At 53.8% G+C, this 11,526-nt stretch carries 13 protein-coding genes; 8 read left to right on the plus strand and 5 right to left on the minus strand.

Annotated features, from left to right (window positions below; all coding sequences use genetic code 11):
• Positions 1–186 precede the first annotated feature (186 nt).
• The gene (locus tag NSS64_RS06950) at positions 187–1,305 is read left to right on the plus strand and encodes a DNA alkylation repair protein (RefSeq protein WP_340939396.1); all 1,119 of its coding nucleotides are present in this window, start codon (positions 187–189) and stop codon (positions 1,303–1,305) included.
• A 120-nt stretch (positions 1,306–1,425) separates the two neighbouring features.
• Here NSS64_RS06950 and NSS64_RS06955 read toward each other — a convergent pair whose 3' ends face one another.
• The 3 genes from NSS64_RS06955 to NSS64_RS06965 all read right to left on the minus strand — a co-directional run bounded on the left by NSS64_RS06955 (position 1,426) and on the right by NSS64_RS06965 (position 4,409).
• Positions 1,426–2,328, minus strand: coding sequence for a manganese catalase family protein (locus tag NSS64_RS06955; protein ID WP_341142778.1), 903 nt, complete (start codon positions 2,326–2,328; stop codon positions 1,426–1,428).
• 74 nt (positions 2,329–2,402) lie between these two features.
• Positions 2,403–3,764 (minus strand): metallophosphoesterase, encoded by a 1,362-nt coding sequence (locus NSS64_RS06960; RefSeq protein WP_341139681.1) that lies wholly within the window; start codon positions 3,762–3,764, stop codon positions 2,403–2,405.
• 93 nt (positions 3,765–3,857) lie between these two features.
• Positions 3,858–4,409, minus strand: coding sequence for a hypothetical protein (locus NSS64_RS06965; RefSeq protein ID WP_341139682.1), 552 nt, complete (start codon positions 4,407–4,409; stop codon positions 3,858–3,860).
• Between the two features lie 158 nt (positions 4,410–4,567).
• Between NSS64_RS06965 and NSS64_RS06970 the strand changes: the two genes are divergently transcribed.
• From NSS64_RS06970 to NSS64_RS06985, 4 genes are all read left to right on the plus strand, one after another.
• Positions 4,568–5,143, plus strand: coding sequence for a TetR/AcrR family transcriptional regulator (locus NSS64_RS06970; RefSeq protein ID WP_340939398.1), 576 nt, complete (start codon positions 4,568–4,570; stop codon positions 5,141–5,143).
• A 157-nt stretch (positions 5,144–5,300) separates the two neighbouring features.
• On the plus strand, positions 5,301–5,966 hold the full coding sequence (gene rnhA, locus NSS64_RS06975) for a ribonuclease H (RefSeq protein WP_076079957.1): 666 nt from the start codon (positions 5,301–5,303) through the stop codon (positions 5,964–5,966).
• Between the two features lie 71 nt (positions 5,967–6,037).
• Positions 6,038–6,706 (plus strand): uracil-DNA glycosylase, encoded by a 669-nt coding sequence (gene ung / locus NSS64_RS06980; protein ID WP_076079956.1) that lies wholly within the window; start codon positions 6,038–6,040, stop codon positions 6,704–6,706.
• 31 nt (positions 6,707–6,737) lie between these two features.
• Entirely contained in the window at positions 6,738–7,142 is a 405-nt protein-coding gene (locus NSS64_RS06985; RefSeq protein WP_076079955.1) for a hypothetical protein, read from the plus strand.
• Between the two features lie 164 nt (positions 7,143–7,306).
• Here the strand turns inward: NSS64_RS06985 and NSS64_RS06990 are convergent, their stop codons facing one another.
• Positions 7,307–8,443, minus strand: a complete 1,137-nt coding sequence (locus tag NSS64_RS06990; protein WP_340939399.1) for an AI-2E family transporter — start codon at positions 8,441–8,443, stop codon at positions 7,307–7,309.
• Positions 8,444–8,627: 184 nt separating this feature from the next.
• Between NSS64_RS06990 and NSS64_RS06995 the strand changes: the two genes are divergently transcribed.
• Positions 8,628–9,095: a hypothetical protein gene (locus NSS64_RS06995; RefSeq protein ID WP_340939400.1), complete on the plus strand. Its 468-nt coding sequence runs from the start codon at positions 8,628–8,630 to the stop codon at positions 9,093–9,095.
• 26 nt (positions 9,096–9,121) lie between these two features.
• Here NSS64_RS06995 and NSS64_RS07000 read toward each other — a convergent pair whose 3' ends face one another.
• Positions 9,122–9,439 carry a hypothetical protein gene (locus tag NSS64_RS07000; protein WP_341139683.1) on the minus strand — a complete coding sequence of 106 codons (318 nt, stop codon included), beginning with the start codon at positions 9,437–9,439 and terminating at the stop codon, positions 9,122–9,124.
• A 347-nt stretch (positions 9,440–9,786) separates the two neighbouring features.
• Here NSS64_RS07000 and NSS64_RS07005 point away from each other — a divergent pair, with 347 nt between their 5' ends.
• Together NSS64_RS07005 and pfkB are read left to right on the plus strand one after the other, a co-directional pair.
• Positions 9,787–10,548 (plus strand): DeoR/GlpR family DNA-binding transcription regulator, encoded by a 762-nt coding sequence (locus NSS64_RS07005; RefSeq protein ID WP_340939402.1) that lies wholly within the window; start codon positions 9,787–9,789, stop codon positions 10,546–10,548.
• A gap of 39 nt (positions 10,549–10,587) precedes the next feature.
• Complete coding sequence (gene pfkB, locus NSS64_RS07010; protein ID WP_341142779.1) at positions 10,588–11,499, plus strand: 1-phosphofructokinase; 912 nt, start codon at positions 10,588–10,590, stop codon at positions 11,497–11,499.
• Positions 11,500–11,526 lie beyond the last annotated feature (27 nt).

Here is an 11,526-nt window from a genome sequence, read left to right on the forward strand (position 1 = left end):
TGAGGTAGTACATCGTCAGCGGGCAAAAAAACTTAAACCTTATTGTACGACAGGCTGCCGGATTTGAACATAGGCTATAGTTGGTGTATATATATCCAGCTGAAAGTTGACACAGGGATGTCCGGTTCGTATGGTATGCTCTCATTATTAAGAGAATCTAATTACACCAGCAGGAGGAACTCAAGAATGGCCGAACCCTTGAAAGCAATGTACAACCAAGAATTCCTGCATAGCCTGGGAATGAAAATTAAAGCCGTCTACGGTTCGTTCGAGCCAGACCGCTTCATGGCTGAGGCGATGAAGGAGCCATGGGAGGAGTTGGAGCTGAAGGCGCGGATGCGGAGGATTACAGAGACACTGGGCAGCTGCCTGCCCCCGGCCTATGAGGAAGCGCTGAAGATATTGTATGCGATAGATAAGGACTGTGTCGGCTTCCCGTATCTGATCTTCCCGGATTTCGTGGAGGTGTATGGCGGAAGCGGGGAGCACTGGGAGCTGTCGATGGAGGCGCTGGAGCGGTTCACCCAGAGGTCCTCGGCGGAATTTGCCGTCAGGCCGTTCCTGCTGCGTGATCCGCAAGCGATGATAGACCAGATGCTGGTCTGGGCGGAGCATCCGGGGGAGCATGTGCGGCGGCTCGCCAGTGAGGGATGCCGTCCCCGCCTGCCTTGGGGCCAGGCACTGCCGGTGTTCAAGCGCGATCCGTCTCCGCTATTGCCGCTGCTGGAGAAGCTGAAGGCTGACCCGTCACTCTATGTGCGCAAAAGTGTAGCCAACAACCTGAACGATATCGCGAAGGATCACCCCGATATCGTGATAGCTACCGCCCGCCGCTGGCTGGGCAGTAACGCGAACACGAACTGGATTGTGCGGCATGGCTGCCGCTCACTGATCCGCAAGGCAGATCCTGAGATCATGGAGCTGTTCGGATATGCTCCGGAGGAGAGCGGCACCCCGCTGGTCAGCTCGGCTGTCCTCACGGCAGACCCGGCTGTACTGCGGATCGGAGAGCACTGTGAGCTGCAATACGCTCTGACCATCCGGGAGGGCGGACCGGTACGCATCCGCATTGAATACGGGATCAACTTCGTCAAGGCCGGCGGCAAGACCTCGCGCAAGCTGTTTCTGTTATCCGACAAAACCGTGCCCGGCGGCACCAGACTCTCCGGTACACGGACCCACCGCTGGGCCAACCTGACTACACGGAAGCACTATCCCGGAGAGCATACCATAGTGCTGCTTGTGAATGGGCGGGCTGTTGCCGATACCCTACTACTGCTTGAGCCGGAGTTACCGGAGTTATAAGGCAGAGATCTTAGAAGAATCCATTCCCAAATAAAGCGGATGTTCCGGCAGCCAGTTCATGGCTTCCGGGACATCCGCTTCTCTATGGGTGATATTATTCGCTATGCTTGGCTCCGGCTGCTAGTCATGAATATTCCCGGCCATTTTAAGCCGTTTGGCAATCTCCTTGAATTCCTCGGCAGAGATGCCCGGTGCGAATTCTTCCTTCAATTCCGGGGCCTCGGGGATAGGGAAGCCTTCCGGTACGCCCTGAATGACCTCAAGCGGAAGCCCGTCCTCGGGGTGAGTACCCTTCCAGATCTGGTCAATGGAGCTGAAATCCTTATCGCTCCAGGTGTACAGCTTCGTATGAACGCCTTTTTCCTCGTACTTTCTGGCTTCATTGAATGCTTTGTTGTCCAAGGAAGGAATAGGCACCAGCTTGGTAACATTGACGCCTGTGGCAATCTCCAGCGCCTTGGCGTAAGCGACCACGTGAACACCTCCACGGACAAGCAGGAAGCCGACTACCGCCCGGGCTGCAGGGTGGTCGGTCATTTCGTAGACCTTCATTTTATGGGTTCTGGCCCCGCACTCCAGGAAGAAGTTATGCAGGAGATCTTCCACGAGGTTGCCGCTGTTGAACACATTGGCTCCGGTCCATGGATTGCCCATCGAATCGAACGGCATGGCCCCCTGTGCGCCTGCCAGGAAATGATAAGACAGCCGTGCGTCTTTAACAGCCGCAAGCGGCGTGGAATCCGGTTTCTTATAAGCCGTGGAACCTCTTAGACATTTGTTCACGGCGTGGGAGACCAGCTCAACATGGCCCAGCTCCTCGGCGGTAATGCTCATTACCAGGTCGTAGAAGGGCTTCAGCTTGTCCTTGGAGCGGAAGTTGAAGGACTGGTACAAGTAGTTATTGAGTGTTGACATTTCACCGAATTTGCCTCCGAGCAGCTCTTGAACGGCTGCTGCAGCATTAGGATCTGGTTTCTCGACGTCCGGGATTTCAATCATAATCTCATCCATACGTGTGAACATGGTGATCATCATCTCCTCAGCAGTAGGTGTAAGCATACTTGTCTATTTTACACCTGTTTCCAGTTTTTCAAACATTACCGCTGAGGAAGCTGGACATGCAGTTCATGATTGTTCTTCGGCTGCTGCGAGGCCATCTCCAGAACATAGCTTCTCGTTCCGCTTGCCGGGGCGTCCTGCCAGAGCCGGAAGCCTGCTGTGGCGGTCACGGCGGCATTGCCCGTACTGGCAGAGCCTGCGAAGTAATTCTCGTTCAGCCTTCCGACAACGTCAGCCATTTGCTTCAGCTCAGCCTCCGTATAGCTGGCATAAGCGGGGTCTTCAGCCAGACGGGAATAACTCCGGGTGGCAGACCGCTTGTGGAAGCTGGCTTCACTGTAGGCCTTGAAGCCCAGCAGATTCGGATCGGTATTGCCGGTGGCTGCTGCCCATTGCTCCATCCCTAATCTTACCGTGCTGTAATCCAGAGTCTGACGGGCGGAGGAATAGGTTAAGAGTCCGTATTGATGGGGAAAAACAGATAAAGCGCTGCTGGCGATATCATAGATACGCTCCCCGTCATGGCTATATTCACTGATGTCCTGAATGTGTATATGCCCGCTGAGAACCGTCCGTACACCGCTCTGCATCAAGGCATCTGTAACCTTGGCATGGTCCTCTACAGTAAAGCCCTCCTGAATGAATTCACTGTGATTCAGCAGGCTGTGATGCATGACCGTCACGAGCTGCGCGCCTGCGGCCGCGGCCTTCGCGCCGCAGGCGGCGATCCATTCCAGGGTCCGGCCGCTGACCCGTCCCTCCAGCTGGGGATGTCCCAGTGCTTTATTGTCCTTATACTGTGCAGTATCAAGCATGAGCAGCCACAGATCCTCCGACGGGGCGGCCAGATAACTGAGCGAATCCTCGTCTCTCAGCAGGGCCTCATCATAACCGAAGCTGCCGTAGATTTGGCGGAATGCCTTGACGCTCACGGAATCTGCGGCATATTGGCGCTTATCGCGGAAGCTCCGGGCCCAGGGATTCCGGATATCATGATTGCCCGGGATCACATAGATCCGGGTTCCGGTATCTTGCTCAATGCGCTTCAGATGTCCGGCCAGCTCCTTATGGCTGGCTTCTTCCCCGTTGTTGCTGAGATCCCCGCTGATAATCACCACATCCGGCTTGCGGATTCCGATATCATAGCCCAGCGCCTCCATCATCTCCTTGCTGTAGCCGAGCTGCTTGCCGTCACCGGCAGCCAGAAACTGCTGGAAGGCAGGTCCGAGATCTCTTAGCTCCTGCGCTAAATAATGGGTGTCGCTCGTTGTCAGAATACTCAGATCATGGCCGGACTGAATCCGGTATTGCGGCTCCGGCTCCGCTACATCCTGTCCGCCGCAGGAGGAGAGCATCAGGAGCAGAAGAGGAAGAATAGCATATTTACGGATGAACTTCATTAGGCCAGCACCCCTTTTCGCGGACAGGAACAAGAAAAAGGGGTATCCTCCCCGGCCGCTTGCCCGAAGAGGAACACCCCGCACCCTGCCGCATTATTTTTTCACTTCGGTGACGCCGGTTACCTTACCCTGATCAGCTGCCGTATAGGTAGCCTGGTACTTGGCATCGGAGAAATAGATATTGCCTTCAATGGTGGCATTCACGACGGCGAAGCCGTCAGCCTCCACATAGACATCACCCACAAAGGTTCCTCCCTGAATCCGGGCATTCTCGCTGCGGATCGTCAATTTGGGGGCGGTGAGCTTGAAGGAGTTCGTGATGTTGTGATCGGCATCCTGGGTATAGAGCGCGATTTTGCGGGCAGGCTCTTCCTTGTTAATGAATTGTCCGTCCACCACAAGCTCCTCGGAGAAGCTCAGGTCTTTCAGGGTGGCTGCAATCCAGGTGCCGTCCTTGCTGATCGCCTTCTTGAAGGCTTCGCCGTTGTCGACCACTGAAGCTGAAGTGACCGCATCCGGGGCAGCGGTAGCCGTATTGCCCGTGTTCGCTGAGGTGTTAGTGTTCTCTGTGCTTTTGTTATTGTTGCCGCATCCGATCAGCAGGGTCAGGGTGAATGCCGCAAGTATTACTGCGAGTTTTCTCATGTGATAACCTCCTTGGGGTGTGTAATGCTGATGGTATTTTCCTTAAAATTAATATAGAATGATTGGTGCGGAATTGATGTGATCTAGTTAACACTGCTACAATAATATTTACCGATCGTTCTATAAATGGTAAAATAGACCGCGAAAGGAGCATGATCATGGCGCGAAGCAAAGAGTTTGACATTGATGATGTATTGCTCAAGGCAATGACGATTTTCTGGCAGCAGGGCTATGAGAAGACGTCAATGCAGGATCTTGTAGCCGGCATGGGAATTCACAAGCGAAGCATGTATGACACCTTTGGAGACAAGCATACCTTATATATAAAAGCGCTGGAACGCTTTGCTTCCATTCAAAGCTCCAGGCTGGAGAGCCGGATCGAAGGCATCACCTCTGCCAAGGCAGCCATCCGCCTCTTATTCGAAGCCACAGTCTATAGAAGTGAAGCGGAGCCGAAGGGCTGTATGCTGGTGAATACGGCAGTGGAGCTGTCGGCTCATGATCCGGAAGCAGCTGAGCGGGCCAATGAAGCTTTTCTGAATACCGAGAGATTAATGGAACAGCTGATCCTGCATGGACAGGAGACTGGAGAACTCTCCTCCCGGCATGCAGCTCCGGCGCTTGCTGCTTATCTGCACAATGCCCTGGTTGGACTGCGGGTTATGGTCAAGGCAACGAGGGATGAAGGCAAGCTCCAGACCATTATTGATACTACGCTGGCTGTGCTGGACTGAGCTGCCGTATTAGTATGAACGCGCCTGCCGGTAATTATCCAGACAGATATTCGGGAGGGAAGCAGGCGTGCGGGTGTATTCAGACTTCAATATGAACGCAGTATGCAGTACAATATTATTCTGGATAAGGATACACCGGCAGGAGGGAGCAATAGGAATGGCTAAGCAGAAATACTACGTTGTCTGGGAAGGCAAGCAGCCCGGAGTCTACAATACATGGGCGGAATGTCAGGCGCAGACGGATCATTATACCGGAGCAAAATATAAGTCCTATGAGAGCAAGGCGGCTGCTGAGACAGCCTTCAAGGCAGGCTGGAAGGGCAACTGGGGAACGGGTGCGGCAGCTTCAGGGACTTCCGGCACAAGCAAGTCAGGCAAGTCCTGGAGCCGGAGTGCCGGAGTGGAGACATCTGAGGAGATCGATTATGACAGCATCTCCGTGGATGTAGGCACCCGGGGGAATCCCGGACCGGTCGAATACAAAGGCGTGGATACCCAGACCGGGGATGTGATTTTCTCCTGCGGTCCGATCCGTAAAGGCACCAATAACCTCGGAGAATTCCTGGCGATTGTGCACGCGCTGGCTCATCTTAAGCAGGAAGGCAGCAGCAAGACGGTCTATAGTGATTCTGTCAATGCAATGAAATGGGTCAAGCAGAAAAAGGTGGCCACGACCTTGCCCCGGGATGCCTCTACAGAGGAGATCTGGCAGCTGATTGACCGGGCGGAGAGCTGGCTGCGCAGCCATACTTATGACAACAAGGTGCTGAAATGGCAGACGAAGTCATGGGGCGAGATCAAGGCGGACTATGGCCGCAAATAAGTTCCTGTTATTCTGGTTAATAACAGGTAATGAAACAATACTAATAGCAGGGTATTTGGGAGGAGAACCGAATGTTTGGCAACGATTGGGATGAAGTGCTGCAGGAAGAGACGCAGAAGCCTTACTTTGAGGAATTGCGCTATGCCCTGGCACGCGAGTACAAGCAGTATACAGTCTATCCCCCGAAGGACAAGCTGTTCTCGGCGCTGAAGCTGACGCCTTACAGTAAGACCCGGGTAGTCATTCTGGGACAGGACCCTTATCACGGCGCCGGACAGGCCCATGGCCTTAGCTTCTCGGTAGAGCCGGGTGTAAGGATTCCGCCGTCTCTGCGCAATATCTACGCTGAGCTGCACAGTGATCTCGGGTTGGAGGTGCCGGGCCACGGATCGCTGCTGCACTGGGCGGAAGAGGGTGTGCTGATGCTCAATGCCGTACTGACAGTACGCGAGGGCCAGCCGAATTCGCATAAGGGGCTGGGCTGGGAGACCTTCACGGATGCCATTATGGAGAAGCTGAACGAGCGGACGGAACCGATGGTCTTCATCCTGTGGGGCAGTCATGCCCAGCTTAAGGGCGCGGTAGTTGACCGCAGCAGACACAAGGTGATCCAGTCCCCGCACCCGAGCCCGTTCTCAGCACACCGCGGATTTCTCGGCAGCCGCCCGTTCTCTCAGGCCAACCAGTATCTGGAGCAGCATGGGCTTAAGGGCATAGACTGGTCCATACCGAAGGTATAAGTAGTTCAGGCACAGGGAAGGGCGTGGAGCCATGAAGCATTGGGTTGGCAGACCGGTCATTATGTACTGCGGCGAGCAGCCATATACGATTATGAAAGGCGTTCTGCGCAGATGGGATCTTGCAGCTTCGGTAGCCGTCATCGGGCATCAGGAGATTGCCGTCCCTTTCCGCGATATTGTGTACATCAAGGCTCTGGCTCCCAAAGAGAGGGCTTTGCCCCCGGTTCTCCATTCGGTCGGATATATTATGAGAGAACGTCTGCAGTTTGATAATGCCGTCTATTTCAAATCAGCGGTTACTGTCTGGAAAGGGGACCAGCTGGTTGCATTCAATGCGACGATCATCGCACATACCAAAGGCTCCGTGACGCTGCGTGACGGGCAGAACCTGCCTAAGGGCAACCACACTTTCGTGGTCCGCTCGCTGCGGGGATGAAGTCCAGATACATTCAAGCGTGTACATTGAAAAGCCCTCCGGCGCGGAGATCATCAGCGCCGGAGGGCTTTTTATTAAAAGATAAGAATTTATATGTTTTGGGGCCCCCGCAAAGTACCTGAGTGATCACCTACGCTAAAGCCCCACTTTGTGGGGTTGTTTTACTATACCTTATCGTCCTTGACGATCTCAATCTCAATCCCCGGCGGAGCACCTGGCTCGGGTACGGGTTGATCCACCCGTTCGGCGACAATGATCTCGTAAATGCGCAGGAAGATGATTTTGATAATCATATAGACCGGAAGCGCAATGAGGACGCCGATCAGTCCATAGAAGTCGCCCCCCACGAGTACAAGCAGCACTGTTGTGAGCGGGTGAACATCCAGCGACTTGCCATAGATGACCGGTGACAGCACGTTATCCTGAATCTGCTGCGCGATCAGAATGACGACGGCTGACCAGATCGCGAGTGAAGGCGATTCGATGAACCCCACGATAACAACGGGAACCGCCGCCAGCAGCGAGCCCACATAGGGAATGAAATTCAGCGGGATGGAGATCACGGCGAGCAGCAGAGAATAAGGCAGGCCGATCAGCAAAAATCCGATGTATAGCAAGATGCCCAGCACCACATTAAGCAGGACACGTGTAACGATGAAGCCGCTGAGTGCAGAGTCGATATCCTTGAACATCTCCTGGCCTTCCTTGCGGTATTTCTTCGGAATCAGGCCCTGAAGAATCGGGGACAGCTTGTGCCCGTCCTTCAGCATGTAATAGAGAATGATCGGCAGGGTAGCGATAACCACGACAATACTGGAGATCACTGTGATCAGGTTGGACATCGAATTGGTCACCCAGTTAATGGCACTGTTCAAATACTCCGTCAGGCGTGTGGTCACATCCGTGTCACCCTTGAAGAAGCGGGAGAGTGACGGGTCGTTCTGCAGTTTGTTGAACTGGTTTTGTATACCCTCGACCAGATATGGCGTATTGTCGATGAAATTCTGGATTTGCTCGCGCAGTGTAGGCCAGACCAGCACCCAGAATAAGACGAACAGTCCGGCGAACACAAGATAAATCAGCAGGACGGACAGCCCGCGGTTAACATTTTTGGTCCCCAGATAGTTGACAATCGGCCGCAGAAGATAATACATAAAGCCCGACAGCATCATGGGTACGAGCAGCAGTTGAATGATAGATACCAGCGGTGTGAACAGAAAAATGACCTTCGAGCCCAGGTACAGAATCGTCAAAAAGGCGATAATGGCCAGGCAGGTCCGAAAATACTTGCTTTGAAGCACAGCAGCCCCCCCTATCTCTTAAGTTATGTTTATGTATACGTATCTTTATAACCCAATTAGAAGAGATTGATTCAGGCCTGACCGGGAGCCGCCGCCACATGCGGGATTCAAGCCACAGGCGGAGTGGTAATATCGCAGTAGCAGAGTGGAAATATTGCAGTAGCAGTAATAGGAGGGATGCCGCATGCCGACATTGGTATTGGGGATTTTTGGACACCGGAGTGATGCGGTGCTGGCGATCGAAGAATTGAAGAAGAGTGGGATCAAGGCGAAGCATATCTCAGCTGTCACGAAGCAGAAGAACACGCTGGAGATCATCAGCAAGGATGCCGCGATTGGAGAAGTGGAGACGGGGCAGGGGAATAATGGCTTGTACGGAACAGCCCGCGGGCTTGGGGTAGGCCTGGATATGGTCGCGGATTCTGCGGTCGCAGCAGGTCCGGCAGCCCGCAAGCTCGCGGGGGCGGATCTGGAGACAGACGGCCTTGCGGTCAGCCTGATCGGAATGGGGATTCCGCAAGATGACGCGGAGGCGTATGCGAAGCATGCTGATCTGGAGCATATTATTGTCATTGTCCTTCTGCCCGAAGAGGAGCTGCGGGAGAGAGTGCAGACCATATTTGCGAAGCATGATGTCATACCTTTGAATTAAGCGATGGATTCGGAAAATATAAGGGATCAACGCAGCCGGCGGGACTTTCGTCTGGCTGCTTTTTTTTTGCGGTTCTGTACGAACAGCACGGGGTCGATGCCGGGACCTACCTGTCCGCCGGTTTCCTTGGTCACCTGCTTGGCTTTTACCAGAGAGAAAAAAGCAAACAGTTCCCCGAGCACGCCAAAGCCGGCGGCAATAATCGCATAATCCTCTGCACTGAGCTCCTCGGTTTCTACTGGGCCGTCACTGCCGCTCCCTCCATGGCCGTTAATGCCGCCATTGCTGCCATTACCGCCGTTACCGCCCGCGCTGCCATATCCGTTGTTATTGTAATAGGCCATCTCCTGTTCACCCGCTTTTCCCCATATGTAATATAAATATGTCGCCCGCTGCCATTGTGAAATGGGCAATCGGGAGGTAATTTGCCGCACCGGATGATATAGTTACAAGGCTGAAATGAGCATAAATGAGCAGAGCATACGCGAATACTTACAGCAGTAGTGTATCCGGCTGGAATAGTAACCTCTTTACAGTTCATGAAAACGCTGTTACAATCATAAATGAGCACAAATGATCAACATCAGTCACAAGTGATTTGAATCCAGTCATCTTATCTTTCAATTCAGGTAGTTACTGTATATATAGGAATCCAGCAGCGGGTAGCTGCACATCCTAAGGAGTGAGCTGCATGTTTGAAGAAGAACGCAAACGGATGATTCTGCTGTTTGTCGAGAAGCATACAAGAGCTTCGGTTCAGGAGCTGGGCCAGGAGCTGTCCGTCTCGGAATCGACCATACGCCGGGACCTCAAGGAGCTGGAGGAAGCGCGGCTGCTGAAGCGTACGCATGGCGGGGCGGTATCCCTGCAGAGTGTGAACTTTGAAGCGGCGGTTACGGACAAGGAAGACCGGTTCCTGGAGGAGAAGCTGCGGATTGCCGGGAAGGCTGTGGAGATGATTGAGGATGGTGATGCCATTCTCCTTGACGGAGGTACCACTACCCTGCAGATTGCCCGGGCGCTGAAATCGTTCCGCAATCTCAAGGTCATTACCAACTCAATCATGGCGCTGAACGAGCTGAAGGACTGCCGCCATATTGAGGTGTCTATTACAGGCGGGATGCTAAGGCCGGATACCATGGCTTTTGTCGGACCAATGACCGAACGCTCGCTGGATATGGTGCGGGTGGATAAGGCTTTCCTTGGCACCAACGGGCTGGATATCCGCGAAGGGATTACGACGCCGAATATGCTGGAAGCGGCCACCAAGCGCAAAATGATCGCTGTAGCGAAGCAGACGATCCTGCTGGCCGACCATAGCAAGATCGGGCAGATCTCCTTCTGCAAGGTTGCAGATCTGCAGGAGATGGATCACTGCATTCTGGATACGGGCACACCGGATAGCTTCAGGAGGCAGCTTGAGAAGCTGGATGTGGATTATACACTGGTGTGACGGGATGGGAAGACAAACATTATAAATGAGGGATGAATGATGATCTATACTGTGACACTCAATCCTTCCGTCGATTATATCGTGGAGGTAGAAGAGTTAACACTAGGCGGACTCAACCGGATGAAGCGCGATATGAAGCTGCCCGGCGGGAAGGGAATCAACGTATCCCGCGTTCTGAAGCAGCTGGGCGTTGAGAATACGGCCACCGGATTTCTGGGCGGCTTCACCGGCGGATACATTGATACCTGGCTGGGCCAGGAGGGGATCTCCGGCGACTTCGTTCATATTGCGGACGATACCCGGATCAATATCAAGCTTAAGGCCGGGCAGGAGACAGAGATTAACGGAGCCGGGCCTGTCATTACGGAGACCGAGACGTCTTCGCTGCTGTTTAAGCTGGAAGCCCTGAAGCCGGGTGACATTGTGATCCTGTCAGGCAGCACGCCACCTTCGCTGGGTGGAGATTTCTACAGCAGACTGATTGCAGTATGCAGGCAGAAGGGCGCGGAGTTCGTTATTGATACGACCGGGCAGGCCTTGCAGGACGCCTTATCCCGGGGGCCGTTGCTGGTCAAGCCGAATCACCATGAGCTGGCAGAGCTGTTCGGTGTTCAGATCAGTACCAGAGAAGAGATTATCACTTACGGACGCAAGCTTCTTACGGGTGGTGCCAAGCACGTGCTGGTCTCGATGGCTGGCGAAGGCGCATTGTTCCTTACCGGGCAAGAAGTATACCATGCCAGCGCTCCTAAGGGCCAGGTGAGGAATTCAGTAGGTGCGGGAGATTCGATGATTGCCGGATTCGTGGGCACCTTGTCGCTGACAGGGAATGTGCTGGAAGCATTCCGTGCCGGTGTGGCATCAGGAAGTGCCACAGCGTTCTCCGATGATCTGGCAGACCGGGCATTGATTGAAGAGCTTCGTCCGCTTATTGCCATATCTCAGCTATGAATAACAGAGGTTAACAGGTTCAAGTAC

The sequence above is a fragment of the Paenibacillus sp. FSL H8-0122 genome (genome assembly GCF_038005345.1).
Taxonomy (GTDB): domain Bacteria; phylum Bacillota; class Bacilli; order Paenibacillales; family Paenibacillaceae; genus Paenibacillus_AQ.

Bases quoted from the DNA above. Each gene is read 5' to 3' on its own strand.
- NSS64_RS06950 (WP_340939396.1), top strand. From the start codon at position 187: ATGGCCGAACCCTTGAAAGCAATGTACAACCAAGAATTCCTGCATAGC.
- NSS64_RS06955 (WP_341142778.1), bottom strand. From the start codon at position 2,328: ATGTTCACACGTATGGATGAGATTATGATTGAAATCCCGGACGTCGAG.
- NSS64_RS06960 (WP_341139681.1), bottom strand. From the start codon at position 3,764: ATGAAGTTCATCCGTAAATATGCTATTCTTCCTCTTCTGCTCCTGATG.
- NSS64_RS06965 (WP_341139682.1), bottom strand. From the start codon at position 4,409: ATGAGAAAACTCGCAGTAATACTTGCGGCATTCACCCTGACCCTGCTG.
- NSS64_RS06970 (WP_340939398.1), top strand. From the start codon at position 4,568: ATGGCGCGAAGCAAAGAGTTTGACATTGATGATGTATTGCTCAAGGCA.
- rnhA (WP_076079957.1), top strand. From the start codon at position 5,301: ATGGCTAAGCAGAAATACTACGTTGTCTGGGAAGGCAAGCAGCCCGGA.
- ung (WP_076079956.1), top strand. From the start codon at position 6,038: ATGTTTGGCAACGATTGGGATGAAGTGCTGCAGGAAGAGACGCAGAAG.
- NSS64_RS06985 (WP_076079955.1), top strand. From the start codon at position 6,738: ATGAAGCATTGGGTTGGCAGACCGGTCATTATGTACTGCGGCGAGCAG.
- NSS64_RS06995 (WP_340939400.1), top strand. From the start codon at position 8,628: ATGCCGACATTGGTATTGGGGATTTTTGGACACCGGAGTGATGCGGTG.
- NSS64_RS07000 (WP_341139683.1), bottom strand. From the start codon at position 9,439: ATGGCCTATTACAATAACAACGGATATGGCAGCGCGGGCGGTAACGGC.
- NSS64_RS07005 (WP_340939402.1), top strand. From the start codon at position 9,787: ATGTTTGAAGAAGAACGCAAACGGATGATTCTGCTGTTTGTCGAGAAG.
- pfkB (WP_341142779.1), top strand. From the start codon at position 10,588: ATGATCTATACTGTGACACTCAATCCTTCCGTCGATTATATCGTGGAG.